Below are 14,356 nucleotides of genomic sequence, written 5' to 3'. Positions count from 1 at the left end.
CCGGCCGCCGTTCCCGGACGCGCCGCCGGTCGGCCCCTCCGGGCTGCGCGTCGGCGAGTCCGAGGTCACCGGCAAGGCGATGACGCAGACGGACGTGGACGACGTCATCGGCGCGTTCGCCGAGGCGGCCGCCGCAGCGGAGCGCATCGGCTTCGACGGCGTGGAACTGCACGGCGCCCACGGCTATCTGATCGACCAGTTCCTCTGGGCCGGCACCAACCGCCGCACCGACGCCTACGGCGGCGACCCGGTGGCCCGGACGAAGTTCGCCGCCGAGATCGTGGCGGCGGTGCGCGCCGCCGTCTCGCCCGAGTTCCCCGTCGTCTTCCGGTACTCGCAGTGGAAGGGGGACGCCTACGACGCCCGTCTGGCCGAGACCCCGGAGGAACTGGAGGCGGTCCTGACCCCGCTCGCGGCGGCCGGCGTGGACGTCTTCCACGCCTCCACGCGCCGCTACTGGCTGCCCGAGTTCGAGGGCTCGGACCTCAACCTGGCGGGCTGGACGAAGAAGCTGACGGGCAAGCAGGTCATCACCGTCGGCTCGGTCGGCCTGAACGGCGACTTCATCAAGGCGTTCCAGGGGGAGGGCGCGGCGCTCGGCAGCCTGGACAACCTGCTGGACCGCATGGAGCGCGACGAGTTCGACCTGGTGGCCGTGGGCCGCGCGCTGCTGCAGGACCCCGAGTGGGCGGCGAAGGTCCTCGGTGACCGGTTCGAGGAGCTGAGGCCGTACGACGCGGCGTCGCTGCAGACGCTCAGCTGAGGCGAAGGGCCGAGGGCCCGAGGGCCCGGGGGGCCAGGGAGGGCCGGGGGGCCAGGGGCCCGATGCCGGGGCGGCGCACGTCGGGGGTGGGCGCCGCCCCGGCATCTTGACCGGATTTAGTTTGCTTAACTCAATCAATCCACTTTAAGGTTGCCCGAGTCAAACACCCCTGCTCTCCCGACGGAGAATCCTTCCTCCATGTCCGACGCACTCGCCCGGCCCGCCGCGACCGGGGAACCCGCCGCGCCCCGCCCCAACGCCGTAGTGGCCGTCCTGGCCTTCGGCGGCATCGTGGTCTCGCTGATGCAGACCCTGGTGATCCCGATCGTCCCGAAGCTGCCCGAGCTCCTGCACGCCCCCGCGTCGGACGCCGCCTGGGCCGTCACCGCCACCCTGCTCGCGGCGGCCGTCGCCACCCCGGTCATGGGCCGCCTCGGCGACATGTACGGCAAGCGCCGCATGCTCCTGCTGAGCCTGGCCATGCTGGTGGCCGGCTCGGTCACGGCCGCGCTGAGCGACTCCCTCACCCCGATGATCGTCGGCCGCGTCCTGCAGGGCCTCGCCTCCGGTGTGATTCCGCTCGGCATCAGCATCATGCGTGACGAACTGCCCGCCGAGCGGCTGGGATCGGCCACCGCCTTGATGGGCGCCTCGCTCGGTGTCGGCGGCGCCCTGGGCCTGCCGGCCGCCGCGGTCATCGCCGAGAACTTCGACTGGCACGCGCTGTTCTGGACCTCGGCCGGCCTGGGCATCGTCGCGGCGGTGCTGGTGCTGTTCCTCGTGCCGGAGTCGAAGGTGCGCTCCGGCGGCCGCTTCGACGCCGTGGGCGCGCTGGGGATGGCCGTGGGCCTGGTCTGCCTGCTCCTGGCCGTCTCCAAGGGCGCCGACTGGGGCTGGGCCGGCGGCACGACGCTCGGCCTGTTCGCCGCGGCGGTCGTGATCCTCCTCGCCTGGGGCCTGTTCGAACTGCGCGTCGACGCGCCCCTGGTGGACCTGCGCACGGCCGCCCGCCGCCAGGTGCTGGTGACCAACCTCGCCTCGGTGGCCATCGGCTTCGCGATGTTCTCCATGTCCCTGGTCATCCCGCAGATGCTGCAGCTGCCCGCGCAGACCGGCTACGGCCTCGGCAAGTCGCTGTTCATCTCCGGCCTGGTCATGGCCCCCTCCGGCCTGGTGATGATGGCTGTGGCCCCGGTGTCCGCGAGGGTGTCGCGGACCAGGGGCCCCAAGGCCACCCTGATGATCGGCGCGCTGATCGTGGCCGTCGGCTACGGCCTGAACATCGTCCTCATGAGCCAGGTCTGGCACTTCGTCCTGGCGTCCTCCGTGATCGGCGCCGGTATCGGCTTCGCCTACGGCTCGATGCCCGCGCTCATCATGAGCGCCGTCCCCGCCTCCGAGACGGGCGCCGCGAACAGCCTCAACACCCTGATGCGCTCCATCGGCACGTCGACCGCGAGCGCGGTGGCGGGCGTGGTGCTGGCCCACATGACCACCCGGTTCGGCCCCTACGCGCTGCCCTCCGAGAACGGCTTCCGCACGGTCCTGGCCCTCGGTGCCGGCGCCGCCCTGACGTGCTTCCTCATCGCCTCCTTCATCCCGCGGCAGCGCACGACGGCGCCGGGGGAGCCGGTGGCGGCCGGGGAGCCCGCGCCCGCAGAGGCGAAGGCCCGGTAGGCCCCCGGCAGGGTCCTGTCGAGCCCCTAAAGATTGCCCATCGGCTCGATGTCGACCCGCACGGGGTGGCCCCAGATCCGTACCACCTCGTAGTCGGTGAACTCGTGCACGAGCCGGTAGGCCATCGCGGCGCGCGCCCCCCGGCGCTGGGCGGCGATGAACAGCTCCGCCTCGCGCCGGTCCCGCCGCGGGGTCCCGCACAACTGCCACTCCCGCCCGTTCCACAGCTCCGGCAGCCACCGCTGCTGGGGCTGCGGCCGGTCCCCGCGCACCCCGTAACGGGAAGGGGTGCGGTCGGCGGGCTCGGCGGCGGGACGGTCGTACGACGGATACGCCCCGTCGACCTCGGACCGCCGGGCGGCCCGCCGCCGGGTCTCGCACAGCAGACACAGATCGGGCGCGTCCTCGTCGACGGGCCCGCCCGGATGCTCGGGACACCGCGTGGCGGGCGCGGCCGACGTGACGGTCTCGTCCAGCAGATCGAGCGCACGCCGGAGATCCGCCTTCACCTCGTGCAGCTTGGCGTCGGGCGTGTCGGCGGTCAGGGCCTCGCCGTGCTCACCGAGAAGACGGAGGGCGCGGCCGAGGGCGGTGAGCTGGGCGTGGTTCATGGTGTCTCCAGCGTAGGGCTCCGGGCCGGCCCCTCAGCGCCCCGCTTCCTCCAGGGCGGCGCGCAGGTGGCCGTCCGACCGCTCCAGCAGGCGGGCCGCCGTGGAGCCGTCCACGTCGGCGAGCAGGGTCAGGATCGCGTTCTTGACCTCGCCGTCCGTGGCCGCCAGGGCCCGTTCGACCTCGTCGTCCGGTGCGCCCGTGGCGAGGGCGACGATGCGGCGGGAGCGGGCGCGGAGCTTGTCGTTGGAGGCGCGTACGTCGACCATCAGGTTGCCGTAGGTCTTGCCCAGGCGGACCATCGTGATCGTCGAGATCATGTTCAGGACCAGCTTCTGGGCCGTGCCGGCCTTCAGCCGGGTGGAGCCGGTGATCAGTTCGGGGCCGACGACGATCTCGATGCCGTGCTCGGCGGCGGCCGCCAGCGCGCTGTCCGCGTTGCAGGCCAGACCGACGGTCAGGGCGCCCAGCGCGCGGGCGTGCTCCACCGCGCCGACGGCGTAGGGGGTGCGGCCGGAGGCGGAGACGCCGACCACCGTGTCGTCCGGTGTGAGGCCCAGGGCGTCGAGGGCCTCGACCGCCAGCTCCTTGGAGTCCTCCGCGCCCTCGACCGGCGTCACCATGGCCTCGGGGCCGCCCGCGATCAGGCCGACCACCCGCGACGGCTCGGTGTTGAAGGTCGGCGGGCACTCCGAGGCGTCCAGCACGCCCAGCCGCCCCGCCGTGCCCGCGCCGGCGTAGAGCAGCCGGCCGCCGCGGGCCATGCGCCGCGCGACCGCGTCGATCGCGGCGGCGATCTGCGGCAGCCGCTCGGCGACGGCGGCCGGCACGGTGGTGTCCTCGGCGTTCATCAGCCGCGCGAGCTCCGGCGTGGGCAGCCGGTCGATCTCCGCCAGCTCGGGGCGGAACGCCTCGGTCGTCAGCGACTCCAACTCGGCGCGCAGCTCACGGTAGTGGGGCGTGGAGGTCATGAGGGGCGGCTCTCTTCGTGCGGTGCGGTGCGGTACGGCTGACGTCGGCTGGTCCTGGGTGTTCGTCCCCGGCTACGCGCGGCGGGCCCCGCCCCGCGGGGTGTGCCGGTGGGCCAGGGCCTCGTACGACGCCGCCAGCGCCGGCGCCGCCGTCTCGTACGTCCGCTGCGCCACCCCGACGAACAGGCAGTCCACCACCAGCAGTTGACTGGTCCGGGAGGACATCGCCGCCGGGCGCAGCTCGCTCTCGCGGGCGGTGGAGGTGGTCAGGACGTGGTCGGCGTACTGCGTGACGGGCGCGTCCGGCCGGCCGGTGACCGCGACGGTGGTCGCGCCGCGCTCGAAGGCCACCCGCAGCGGCTCGATCACGTCCCCGGTCGAGCCCGAGTGGGTGATCGCGATCGCCACGTCGCCGGCGCGCAGCTGCACCGCGTTGGTGACGGCGAGGTGCGGGTCGCCGGGGGCGTGCGCCATCAGCCCTATGCGCAGCAGCTTCTGGGTGAGGTCCTGGGCGACCAGGCCGGAGGCGCCGATGCCGTAGACGTCGGTGCGGCGGGCGGAGACCAGGGCGTTGACGGCCGCGCCGAGCTGGACCGTGTCGAGGCCGGCGGCGGTGTCGGCGAGGGTCTGCTGCTCGTCGTAGGCGAGTTTGGCGACGACGTCGGCGATGGGGTCGTCCACCGCGATGTCGGTCGTGATGGCGGGCGCGCGGCCCGACTGCTGCTGCGCGGCGAGGCCGGCGAGCGCCAGACGCAGGTCGCGGTAACCCGGATAGCCCAGCAGGCGGGCGGTGCGTACGACGGTCGCCTCGCTGGTGCCGGTGAGTTCGGCGAGGCCGGTGACCGTGAGGGCCGCGCAGCCGGCCGGGTCGCCCGCGACGGCCTCGGCGACGCGCTGCATGGAACGGGTCATCGAGGGCGCGAGCGTGCGCACCTTGGCCGCGAGGGCGGCGGGGGCGGGGGGCGTGCCGCCGGGGGTGCCCGCGCGTGCGAAAATTTCCTTCACATCCTGGGTCACGCCATGAAAGATATTTTCCGTTCGGCGGTGCGGTCAAGAGTACGCACAATGGAGACATGACAGACCCCGTCAGCCCCCTGGAGCAGGCCCTGCACGCCGCCCGCGCCCTCGTCCTCGCCGACCTGGTCGCGAGCGAGGTCGCCAAGGCCGACGTGGTCTCGCTCGTGGAGGACTCCGTCGCCCAGCGCCGCTGGTGGGTCGAGCAGTGGCCGGACGGCGCGCAGTTCGTGGCCGGGCTGGTCGCGCAGGACGTCCAGGACGCCCTCCTGGAGCGGTACGGCCGCTGGCCGCTGTGCCCGGTGTGCGGCTACGGCGACCCGCACGCGCTGGACGTCGAGCCCGAACTCGGCCCCGACCCGCACTGGGTGTGCTCCGAGGCGGGCGTGAAGGTCGCCCCGGTGGGCGGACTGGCGGAGGCGACCGGCGGCGGGGAGCCGTCGTCGTGACGGTGCTCCACCGGACGGCCGCACCGTGACCCTCTACATCGACCCGCCCGCCTGGCCGGGCCACGGCCGCATGTGGTCCCACCTGGTCAGCGACGTCTCCTACGACGAACTGCACCTCTTCGCCGCCGAGTTGGGCGTGCCCCGGCGCGCCTTCGAACGGGACCACTACGACCTGCCCGCCCACCGCTACGCCGACGCGGTGGCGGCCGGCGCGATCGAGGTCAGCAGCCGCGAGGTGGTGCGGCTGCTGTACGCCGCCGGGCTGCGGCGGCCCAAACGCCGCGTTCAGCCTGTTCTTGCGAGGAACCCCGGGCGTTCACACCCGGGAGGAATCGCATCCTCGGGTGAGTGGTGCGGAGCGCCGCAGCAGCATCCGGCGCGGAGCGCCCGGCATCTGGATCGGGGACTTCGCCGTGTTCGAATGCGCGGGCCCGGAGGGGCCGGGTAGCGTCGCGGCTGTGAAGCTGGTGGTGCAGGTAAAGCTGCTGCCGACGCCTGTGCAGGCGGCGGCACTTGAGGCAACTCTGCACGCCTGCAACGAGGCCGCCTCATGGGTGAGCGAAGTCGCCTTCGAAAAGGATGCGAAGAACAACTTCGCTCTGCGTAAACTCACCTACGACCAGGCGAAGGCCCGATGGGGCCTGGGTGCGCAGGCCGCCCAGCACGTGATCAAGAAGACGTGCGACGCGTACGCCGCGCTGAAGGCGAACCTTCGGGCCGGGAACCTGGGCAGGCCCGGCTCGCGGCGCCACCGGAAGGCCACCGGGAAGCCGGTCGCCTTCCGGCCCGACAGCGCGCAGCCGTACGATGACCGGATGCTGTCCTGGCAGATTCCCGGGCGGCGGATCTCCATCTGGACAGTGTCGGGCCGGGTGAAGGACGTGGCGTTCACCGCCTCGCCGGAGCAGCTGGCCACCCTGGCCCTGTATCGCAAGGGCGAGTCCGACCTGGTGTGCCGGGACGGCATGTGGTTCCTGAACGCCACCTGCGAGGTCCCCGAGGCCGAGCCGAACACGGATCCGGTGGACTTTCTCGGCATCGACCTGGGCATCGTGAACATCGCCACCACGTCCGACGGCGAGATCATGGTCGGGCGCGGGCTCAACCGGATCCGGGCCCGCGAGCGCGGCCTGCGCGCCAAGCTCCAGAAGAAGAACACCCCGTCCGCCAAGCGCCGGCTGAAGAAGCGGCGGCGCAAGGAGGCGCGGCGGGCGCGGGACATCAACCACAAGATCGCGAAGCATGTGGTGGCCGAGGCTGAACGCACCGGTCGTGGGATCGCCCTGGAGGACCTGACGGGCATCCGCGAGCGGGTACGGCTTCGCAAGCCCCAACGGGCCACCCACTCCTCTTGGGCCTTCGCTCAACTGGGGGCGTTCATCGCGTACAAGGCTCGCCGGGCGGGGGTGCCGGTGGTGTACGTCGATCCGGCGTACACCTCGCGCACCTGCGCCGAGTGCGGGCACCTCGACAGGGCGAACCGGGTCTCCCATGCCTGGTTCGCGTGCCGGTCCTGCGGATTCGTTGATCACGCGGACCGGAACGGCTCCCGCAACATCCGCGCGCGTGCGTGGGAGTTGTGGCGATGCGGGGCCCAGTCAACGGCCCCTGCCCCACCACCGCGTCAGCGGGGCGGGGCTGGACGCAAACGCAGTGCCACAGCCAGTGGTGCCCGTTGTGCAAGCCCGTCGCCTCAGCGACGGGTAGTTGACGAACGCAGTTCGTAGACGTACTCGGCGCCGTCCTCCGTGACGCGGGTGAACCCGGCCCGGGTGACGACGTTCTGCGAGGGCGTGTTCTCCCGGGCGATGAGGGCGGCCACCGTCCGTACGCCGTCCTGCGCCAGCGCCCACGCCGACAGCGCGCGCAGCGCCTCGGTGGCGTAGCCGTTCCCGCGGGCGCCCACCACGAGGTCGTAGCCGACCTCCACACGGCCGGCCTCGTCCGGGACGCCGTGGAACCCCATGGCGCCCACCGCGCGGTCGTCCTCGCGCCGCACCAGCGCGTACATGCCCCACCGCGGATGGAACACCCCGTCCTCGTGCTGCTTGGCCATGAGCCCGGCGCCCACACGGGTGCCGTCGGCCGGGTGCGAGTCCACCCACTCCAGGCCGCCGTCGCCGCCACTGCTCAGATCGCAGGCGACGGCGGGGGTGACGCCTTCCAGGACCAGCCGTTCGGTGGGGAGGACCGGCGGATTGCTCCACTGCCACTCGGTGACCGCCGCGCGGCCGGGCAGCTCGCCGCGGCCGGTGGCCCACAGCAGCGTCGGCCAGGGCGCGGCGCCCGGCCGGACGTGCGGGAACAGCCGGGTCAGCACGTCCTCGCACAGCTCGGCGAGCGGCTCGTACGCCAGCCCCAGGCCGGTGGCGATGTCGTGCGTGTGCAGCAGCACCTCGGCGACGCCCATCGCGGCGAAGCCCTCACGGTTCGCACTGCGGAACGGGTACGGGTGGAAGGCCCGGACCCCGCGCGGGGTGGTGCGCACGGCCGCGGCGAGCAGCGCGCCGGTCGTCTCGATCACGTCCAGGACGTCCGCGTTCCCGGTGCCCTCGTCGAGGGTGACCTCGAAGGGGACACCCGCGTCCTTCGCACGTCCGGCCAGCCGCCCCGCGTAGTTGATGAGATCACTTGCGATGTGTTCCGCGGTACGCCGGCAGCTCCACTCCAGCAGCCCGGCCCGCACCCCGTCCCAGTCCCGGTCCACCGCCGTCCGCAGCAGCGCCACGCCGTCCGCGACGGCCCGCTCCACCTCTTCTCCGCCCCATGCACGCATACGGCGCAGGGTAGGCGTGGAGAGGTCGTCAAAGCGACAGCATTTCCAGCTCCGAGGTGACGTTGTACCGGGCGGTTGCCTCCCAGTGCTCCGCCCCGTACGGGGTGCGGAACAGGCGGGGCAGGGCGAGGAGCCGGCGCAGGATCGCGGCGCGGCCCTCGCGGAAGGCACCGCTGGGGATGAAGTGGTACTCCTCGCGGACGCCGGCCGTGTAGGCGGCGTACGCCGACGGGGACGCGGCGAGGATCGCCAGGTCGGCGTCGCACAGCACCTGGCCGTTCCGGTCGTCGTCGGCCGGGTCGTGACCGACGGTGAGCCGGACCAGCCGGGCCACCTCGGCGGTCCTCTCCGCCGACACTCCGGCCTCCGGGAGGGCACGCTCGGCCAGGCGGGCGGACCGCTCCTCGTTCTCGGAGCGGTCGGGGAGGTACACGGCGTCGTGGAACCAGGCGGCCAGCCGGACCACGTCCGGGTCGTCGGCGTACTCCTCCAGCACGTCGACGCGGTCGAGGACCGCGGTCAGGTGCGTGAGCGTGTGGTAGTGCCGCTGCGGCTCCCGCCAGCGCCCGAGCAGGTTGTCGGCGTACGGCACCGGGTCGGGGCCACCGCCGGGCCCCCGGGCACCTTCGAGGGCACGGGTCCAGCGGACGCGCAGGGTGTCGAGATCGACCATGCCGTCATTGTCGCCGCTGCCGTCCGGTCGGCTGAAAAGGACGAGCTCGGCTCGTACCGTCTTGCCCGGACGTCCCCCTCTCCCGGGCTCGACGGACAGTCGGCTCGCGAGCCGGGCCACCAGGCACAGGCCGCGTCCCGTCTCCGCCACGGGATCCGAGGGGAGCGAGGGCCGGGCCGGGGGCATCCGGTCGTCGTTCGTGTCGGTGACCTCGATGCTGATGAGTTCGCGGGTGGCGGCCAGTGTCAGGTCCAGCCGGAAGTCCCGGCCCGGAACTCGTCCGTGGGTCACCGCGTTCGCGCCGAGTTCGGCCACGATCAGGGTCACGGTCTCGTTGACCTCGGACTCGTACGGGAAGCCCCAGGCATCCAACCGGTGGGACACGAGCCGCCGGGCCAGGCGAGCGCCTCGCGGAGTGGACGTGAAGCGCATGCGGAATTCCAGCTCGCGCGAGACGAGTTGGCCTACTTCCTCGAATGAGGGGCTTTCGGTCGTCATGTGAGTGAGCGTGCCGCCGCGTGCGTACCGTGACCAGCGACAAAACCCTTACACAGCGTGTCTGTGTGGGTGCTGAGGGTGCGTGTCGGGCAGGGAGAGGGGCAGCCCATGATGAAGGTTCCGGAACAGTCGGGTGCGGTGCGGAGCGAGGATCCGGCCGACGAGCTTCTGCGGTCCTTCGGGAAGCAGGTCAAGATCCTCCGCGAGAGAGCCGGACTCACACAGGCCGCTCGCTCTCGCTCCGCGCCTCGGATACAGCGAGGCACAGATCGCCGCGATCGAGCAGGGGCGGCGGATTCCGCGACCGGAGACCATCGGCGATCTCGACAGCCTGCTGGAAGGCGGCGGGTTGCTGCTCGCCATGAAGCGGGCCGTGGCGCTCACGCGGTATCCGGCCTTCTTCCGTGACGCGGCGCGGATCGAGGAGGAGGCCGTCGAGTTCCACGCGTACGCGGTGCTGGCGGTACCCGGTCTGCTCCAGACCGAGGAGTACGCGCGAACCATGTTCACCGTGTGGCGGCCCCGGCGGCGCGAGGACGAGATCGAGCAGATGGTGGCGGCGCGGATGGCCCGCCACAAGATCTACGAGAGGAAGCCCGCGCCGACGCTCAGTTTCGTCATCGAAGAGTCGGTGCTGGAGCGGCCGTTCGGCGGGGTGGACGTGCTGCGTGGCCAGTTGGAGCACATCCGGCTCGTCGCCGAGAACCCCCACGTCGAGATCCAGGTCATGCCGACCCGGGTCGTCGATCACGCGGGGGCGGACGGCCCGTTCACGATGATGACCCCGGAGGGCGGGGAGCCGGTCGCGTATGTGGAGAGCCAGGCCAACGGGCGCGTGATCACCAAGAGGGAAAGCGTACGCGGGTTCGCCGTGCGGTATGGAATCCTGCGGGCACAGGCGCTGTCCCCTGTCGAATCCGTGCGCCACATCGAGAAGTTGCTGCAAGGAGACCTATGAACACCGAGCAGTTCGAGGCACAGCCGCTCCACTGGTTCAAGTCCAGCTACAGCGGTGGCGCGGGCGGCGAGTGCATAGAGGTCGCGGCCCTCCCCGCCTCCGTCCACGTCCGCGACTCCAAGGACACCACCCGAGGCATCTTCACGGTGGCCCCCGCCGCCTGGTCCGCCTTCGTCGCCCACACCGGCCGCCGTCACTGACCGAAAACCGTCGTCACCATGGCGTGACGGTCGGCTTGACCCTCATCGGCCGGCCTTGGCAGCGTCGGCGGTAGCAAACAAAACACGGTGCATATGGCTGCACCAGGTCCTGGGGCCGCTCCTTCGGGAGCGGCCCGAGTGTTTTCCCTCGTGTGCACGGCGACAGCCGACGCAGGACGGGTCGAGCACTAGCGTGGACGCCATGACGACTCCTGCGGATGTGCACCAGGTACGAGACCCTGAGCTGCCCGGGCGGCTGCTCACCACGGAGCGGGACCTACTGGTCCCGCTGCTGCGAGGTAGGGACGAAGCGGACTTCGCGTTGCCGGTCGTGGCCTGTCCGGGCTGGACGGTGCGGGACGTGCTGGCGCACTGCTCGGCCGCGTTGACGCGGGTGGTGGAGGCCCGGTTCGAGAAGGGGGTGTTCTCGCCCGCGTCCAACGACCGGGACATCGCCGAGCGGGCCGGGTGGGGCAACCAGCGTGTCGTGGACGAGCTGGAGCGCGGGATGACCGAGGTGGGGCCGGTGATCGCCAAGGCGGGCGGGGTGCTTGACATCCTCGCGCTGGGTGAGTGGGTGCACGCCGGGGACGTACGGGTCACGTTCGGGGAGCCGGACGCGTATGCGGGCGCCGGGCTGCCGTACGCGCTCGCTCTGCTGGCGCACGTGACGCGTGAGAAGGGTCATCTGCCGCTGCACGCCGACCTCGACGACGCGGACGAGCCGCTGCGGTTGGGCGACGTCTCGGGGGAGCAGCCCCCGGCGCGCTACATCGGGGACGGCGCGACGCTCGTACGGCTGTATGCGGGGCGGCCGGTGGATGGGGCATCGTACGAGCTGGCCGGGGTGGAGGCGGGAGCGCTGAACATCTTCGGGGAGTGAGGAGACAGCCCCGAGGGGCCTACTCCCAGGCGCGGAGAGGGCCTGAGGGCAGGCCCATCGCCGCACCTGGGCGGTGGTTCGCGGTGTTTTACAGCCGTACCGAGAGGTTCCCCACGGTGGCGGTTATGGTCAGCTCGCCACCGATCGCGTGGAGGTAGGCGGCCATGGTCGACGTGTCCAGGCGGGCGACGCCCCGCTCGATCTGGCTGACCCGCCCCTGAGTGACTCCCATCGCCGCGGCGACCTGAACCTGTGTAAATCCCTGGGCCTTGCGGAGAGCGGCAAGTTCATGTCCTCGCTCGGCATCGATCAGCTCTGCCTTGATGGCATCGATGCGCGCACGCTTCTCGGGGGTGATGTCGGCCGCCAGGTCGGCCATGGTGCCGAGTTTCATCTGCCCTGCCCTTCCTTCTTCTCCTGCTCCAGCGCCTCAAGGTAGGCCGTGTACTTGTCGTCCGCTTCTTTGATCGCCCTGGGATACCAGGCTGCCCATTGCCGCCCGGTTGCCTTGTTCCCTGCCACCAGGAAGATGGCCCGTCGCTCGGGGTCGAAGACGAACAGCATCCGGATGCTCACCGTCCCACCGCTACGTGGACGCAGTTCCCGCATGTTCCGGTAGCGGCTTTTCTCGATCGCACCGACCGTCGGACGGCGGAGCGCCGGGCCCACTTCCTGCAGTCGTTCCAGAGCGGCTATCACGTGGAGGTGGCTGTCCGGGTCCTCCTTGGCGAGTGTTTTGATCCAGTCCAGCACATCCTCAAAGAACCGCAGTTCATAGGGTTCGGCCACATCGAAAAATTAGCACGACCTAATATTCTGGGCAAGTGGTCTCAGGGTGGCGCTGTCCGGTGCTCCCGCCGGGCCGGTTTGCTCGGCCGCGGGCAGGCGTAGGCTTGGATTGGACTAGACCTGTCTGACTCCAGGGAAGCCGGGGAAAGGGGCCCTATGAGCACGCGTGCAGTCCTGGAGGTGATCGCCCTCGACGTCGAGGACGCGGTCGCCGCCCGGGCCGGAGGCGCGGACCGCCTCGAACTGGTCACCGACATGGCGGCCGACGGGCTCACCCCGCCGGCCGGGACCGTCGCCGCGATCCGCGCCGCCGTCGACATCCCGCTGCGCGTGATGCTGCGGCTCACGGACGGGTTCGGCGCGGGGGGCGCCCGGGGACTGGACCGGCTGGCCGAGGCCGCGGGCGAGCTGCGGGCGGCCGGCGCCGAGGAGTTCGTGCTCGGGTTCCTGGACGAGGAGGGCGGGGTGGACCTGGGGGCCGTCGAGCGGGTGGTCGCCGTGCTGGACGGGTGTCCGTGGACCTTCCACCGGGCGATCGACCGCGCCGCCGACCGCGACACCCTGCGCAAGCAACTGGACGGGCTGCCCGGGCTCGACACGTACCTCACGGCGGGTGCCGCGGGTGGCGTGGACGACGGGCTCCCCGTCCTGGCCGCCGAGGCCGCCCGGAGCGGCGAGCCCGGGTACGAGCAGCGGATCATGGTGGGTGGCGGGCTGCGGCTCGACCATGTGCCGGCGTTGCGGGGCGCAGGGATCGACGCCTTCCACATCGGCGGTGCCGCCCGCCCCGGCGGCTGGGACGGACCGGTCTCCGTCGCGGCGGTAGCGCGGTGGCGCGCGGTGCTGGACGGGGACGGCGCCGGGGCCGGGTAATTCGTACGCCTGGTCCATTCCGACCAGGCACGATGTCGTCCATGACAACGACGCCCCCTGAGACACCAACGCCCCCTGACCTCCCCGGGCTTCCGTACCACCGCATGGCCCGGTACACCCCTCACCACCGCTGGTGGCGGCCGCTGCTCGGCACCCTGGTGCTGCTCTTCGCGACGGTCCTGGTCACAGTCTTCTGCTACGTCCTAGCCGACGTGTTCGGGATGGTCGCCGGTTATCCGGAACTGCCGGACGGCGAGGTCGACTTCGGCCCGGTTCTGGGCACGGCACTGGACCTGGCAGTCATAGCCCTCGCCCTGCCGTTGGTCCTGCTGGCCGTGCTCTGGCCGGGCCGGCGTCCGGTCGGCACGGTGGCGTCGGTCACCGGGCGGCCGCGTTGGCGGTGGATGGCCTGGTGCTTCCTGGCCGCCGTGCCCCCCATGGTGCTGCTGACGGTGGCCGGTTTCTTCCTGCCGGACGACCTGGGCGACTCCGGAGCGGACGACGTATGGGTGGGGTGGCAGACGTTCCTCGTCTCCCTGGCCATGCTGGTCGTCCTCGTACCGCTGCAGTCGGCGGCGGAGGAGTACGTCTTCCGGGGCTGGCTGCTGCAGGCGACAGGGGCCTTCGTCCGTTCCCCGTGGGTCGTGGTGCTGCCGCAGGCGGTGCTCTTCGGGGCCGCCCACGGCTGGGGCACCCCCTGGGGTTTCGTCGACCTCCTGTTCTTCGGCGCGGTGGCGGGGTGGCTGACCATCCGCACGGGCGGGCTGGAGGCGTCCGTCGCCCTGCACGCGGTGAACAACCTGCTGGCCTTCGGGCTGTCCGCCGTGGTCGTGGACGGCCTGGCGTCCGACGAGACGGCGGCCGACGCCCCCTGGCAACTGGTCGCCGTCGACGTGCCGGTGATCCTGGTCTATACCCTGATCGTGCTGTGGCTGGCCCGGCGCCACGCTCCGCGGAACGTCTCTCCCCCGCCCCCCGCACCGGCCGCACCCCACCTGCCGTACCCGCAACCGTGGGGCCCGTACGGTCCGTACCCGCAACCATGGGGTCCGTACGGGCCGTACGCACAGCCGCAGGGTCCGTACGGTCCGTACCCGCAACCGCAGGGCACCCATGGGTCGTACCCGCAACCACACCCCTACGGTCCGTACCCGCAACCGCAGGGCCCCCATGGGTCGTACCCGCAACCACACCCCTACGGTCCGTACCCGCAACCGCAGGGC

At 71.9% G+C, this 14,356-nt stretch carries 15 protein-coding genes and 2 pseudogenes; 10 read left to right on the top strand and 7 right to left on the bottom strand.

The genetic code is table 11. The features are described 5' to 3' along the window. Positions 1 to 763 (top strand): oxidoreductase (locus RH94_RS44770; protein ID WP_234426078.1); only part of this gene is annotated, 763 nt, incomplete at its 5' end. A gap of 198 nt (positions 764 to 961) precedes the next feature. Beyond that, the gene (locus RH94_RS27170; protein WP_073950823.1) at positions 962 to 2,440 is read left to right on the top strand and encodes an MFS transporter; all 1,479 of its coding nucleotides are present in this window, start codon (positions 962 to 964) and stop codon (positions 2,438 to 2,440) included. Between the two features lie 26 nt (positions 2,441 to 2,466). Here the strand turns inward: RH94_RS27170 and RH94_RS27165 are convergent, their stop codons facing one another. The 3 genes from RH94_RS27165 to RH94_RS27155 all read right to left on the bottom strand — a co-directional run bounded on the left by RH94_RS27165 (position 2,467) and on the right by RH94_RS27155 (position 5,037). Then, positions 2,467 to 3,051 (bottom strand): hypothetical protein, encoded by a 585-nt coding sequence (locus tag RH94_RS27165; protein WP_073950821.1) that lies wholly within the window; start codon positions 3,049 to 3,051, stop codon positions 2,467 to 2,469. A gap of 33 nt (positions 3,052 to 3,084) precedes the next feature. Next, a complete protein-coding gene (gene murQ, locus RH94_RS27160; protein ID WP_073950819.1) occupies positions 3,085 to 4,020 on the bottom strand; it encodes an N-acetylmuramic acid 6-phosphate etherase in 936 nt (311 codons plus the stop codon). A gap of 72 nt (positions 4,021 to 4,092) precedes the next feature. Next, on the bottom strand, positions 4,093 to 5,037 hold the full coding sequence (locus tag RH94_RS27155; protein WP_073950817.1) for a MurR/RpiR family transcriptional regulator: 945 nt from the start codon (positions 5,035 to 5,037) through the stop codon (positions 4,093 to 4,095). 56 nt (positions 5,038 to 5,093) lie between these two features. On the opposite strand from RH94_RS27155, the gene RH94_RS27150 reads away from it, so the two are divergent. The 3 genes and pseudogenes from RH94_RS27150 to RH94_RS27140 all read left to right on the top strand — a co-directional run bounded on the left by RH94_RS27150 (position 5,094) and on the right by RH94_RS27140 (position 7,210). Next, positions 5,094 to 5,483: a hypothetical protein gene (locus RH94_RS27150; protein WP_073950815.1), complete on the top strand. Its 390-nt coding sequence runs from the start codon at positions 5,094 to 5,096 to the stop codon at positions 5,481 to 5,483. A gap of 25 nt (positions 5,484 to 5,508) precedes the next feature. Beyond that, positions 5,509 to 5,769 (top strand): annotated as a pseudogene (locus tag RH94_RS44765) (DUF4031 domain-containing protein); the annotation flags it as partial. A 172-nt stretch (positions 5,770 to 5,941) separates the two neighbouring features. Beyond that, positions 5,942 to 7,210, top strand: a complete 1,269-nt coding sequence (locus RH94_RS27140) for an RNA-guided endonuclease InsQ/TnpB family protein (RefSeq protein ID WP_073950813.1) — start codon at positions 5,942 to 5,944, stop codon at positions 7,208 to 7,210. On the opposite strand, the gene RH94_RS27135 is transcribed toward RH94_RS27140, so the two are convergent. Together RH94_RS27135 and RH94_RS46790 are read right to left on the bottom strand one after the other, a co-directional pair. Beyond that, positions 7,177 to 8,259, bottom strand: coding sequence for a GNAT family N-acetyltransferase (locus tag RH94_RS27135; RefSeq protein WP_107428831.1), 1,083 nt, complete (start codon positions 8,257 to 8,259; stop codon positions 7,177 to 7,179). The two genes, RH94_RS27140 and RH94_RS27135, sit on opposite strands and share 34 nt — an antisense overlap. A 28-nt stretch (positions 8,260 to 8,287) precedes the next feature. Then, positions 8,288 to 9,364 (bottom strand): ATP-binding protein, encoded by a 1,077-nt coding sequence (locus tag RH94_RS46790; RefSeq protein WP_407697368.1) that lies wholly within the window; start codon positions 9,362 to 9,364, stop codon positions 8,288 to 8,290. A 415-nt stretch (positions 9,365 to 9,779) separates the two neighbouring features. Between RH94_RS46790 and RH94_RS27120 the strand changes: the two genes are divergently transcribed. The 3 genes from RH94_RS27120 (at position 9,780) to RH94_RS27110 (ending at position 11,471) form a co-directional block, all read left to right on the top strand. Then, positions 9,780 to 10,388 carry a DUF5753 domain-containing protein gene (locus RH94_RS27120; protein WP_234426077.1) on the top strand — a complete coding sequence of 203 codons (609 nt, stop codon included), beginning with the start codon at positions 9,780 to 9,782 and terminating at the stop codon, positions 10,386 to 10,388. Next, positions 10,385 to 10,588, top strand: a complete 204-nt coding sequence (locus RH94_RS27115) for a DUF397 domain-containing protein (protein WP_073950809.1) — start codon at positions 10,385 to 10,387, stop codon at positions 10,586 to 10,588. Before RH94_RS27120 ends, RH94_RS27115 begins: the two co-directional genes overlap by 4 nt. A gap of 202 nt (positions 10,589 to 10,790) precedes the next feature. Continuing rightward, positions 10,791 to 11,471, top strand: coding sequence for a maleylpyruvate isomerase family mycothiol-dependent enzyme (locus RH94_RS27110; protein ID WP_073951221.1), 681 nt, complete (start codon positions 10,791 to 10,793; stop codon positions 11,469 to 11,471). Positions 11,472 to 11,559: 88 nt separating this feature from the next. Here the strand turns inward: RH94_RS27110 and RH94_RS27105 are convergent, their stop codons facing one another. Together RH94_RS27105 and RH94_RS27100 are read right to left on the bottom strand one after the other, a co-directional pair. Then, positions 11,560 to 11,865 carry a helix-turn-helix domain-containing protein gene (locus RH94_RS27105; RefSeq protein ID WP_073950807.1) on the bottom strand — a complete coding sequence of 102 codons (306 nt, stop codon included), beginning with the start codon at positions 11,863 to 11,865 and terminating at the stop codon, positions 11,560 to 11,562. Continuing rightward, positions 11,862 to 12,260, bottom strand: coding sequence for a type II toxin-antitoxin system RelE/ParE family toxin (locus RH94_RS27100; RefSeq protein WP_073950805.1), 399 nt, complete (start codon positions 12,258 to 12,260; stop codon positions 11,862 to 11,864). The genes RH94_RS27105 and RH94_RS27100 overlap by 4 nt, the downstream gene beginning before the upstream one ends. Positions 12,261 to 12,416: 156 nt before the next feature. On the opposite strand from RH94_RS27100, the gene RH94_RS27095 reads away from it, so the two are divergent. Together RH94_RS27095 and RH94_RS44750 are read left to right on the top strand one after the other, a co-directional pair. Next, positions 12,417 to 13,133, top strand: a complete 717-nt coding sequence (locus RH94_RS27095) for a copper homeostasis protein CutC (RefSeq protein ID WP_073950803.1) — start codon at positions 12,417 to 12,419, stop codon at positions 13,131 to 13,133. A gap of 32 nt (positions 13,134 to 13,165) precedes the next feature. After that, positions 13,166 to 14,356, top strand: a pseudogene (locus RH94_RS44750) (CPBP family glutamic-type intramembrane protease); the annotation flags it as partial.

This window comes from Streptomyces kebangsaanensis (assembly GCF_001906585.1).
Lineage (GTDB): Bacteria > Actinomycetota > Actinomycetes > Streptomycetales > Streptomycetaceae > Streptomyces > Streptomyces kebangsaanensis.
Note: the sequence above shows the minus strand (reverse complement) of the source record. Positions and strands in the feature narration are given on the sequence as shown.

Coding starts and splice junctions, on each gene's coding strand:
- RH94_RS27170 (WP_073950823.1), top strand. CDS start 962: ATGTCCGACGCACTCGCCCGGCCCGCCGCGACCGGGGAACCCGCCGCG.
- RH94_RS27165 (WP_073950821.1), bottom strand. CDS start 3,051: ATGAACCACGCCCAGCTCACCGCCCTCGGCCGCGCCCTCCGTCTTCTC.
- murQ (WP_073950819.1), bottom strand. CDS start 4,020: ATGACCTCCACGCCCCACTACCGTGAGCTGCGCGCCGAGTTGGAGTCG.
- RH94_RS27150 (WP_073950815.1), top strand. CDS start 5,094: ATGACAGACCCCGTCAGCCCCCTGGAGCAGGCCCTGCACGCCGCCCGC.
- RH94_RS27135 (WP_107428831.1), bottom strand. CDS start 8,259: ATGCGTGCATGGGGCGGAGAAGAGGTGGAGCGGGCCGTCGCGGACGGC.
- RH94_RS46790 (WP_407697368.1), bottom strand. CDS start 9,364: ATGCGCTTCACGTCCACTCCGCGAGGCGCTCGCCTGGCCCGGCGGCTC.
- RH94_RS27115 (WP_073950809.1), top strand. CDS start 10,385: ATGAACACCGAGCAGTTCGAGGCACAGCCGCTCCACTGGTTCAAGTCC.
- RH94_RS27110 (WP_073951221.1), top strand. CDS start 10,791: ATGACGACTCCTGCGGATGTGCACCAGGTACGAGACCCTGAGCTGCCC.
- RH94_RS27105 (WP_073950807.1), bottom strand. CDS start 11,865: ATGAAACTCGGCACCATGGCCGACCTGGCGGCCGACATCACCCCCGAG.
- RH94_RS27095 (WP_073950803.1), top strand. CDS start 12,417: ATGAGCACGCGTGCAGTCCTGGAGGTGATCGCCCTCGACGTCGAGGAC.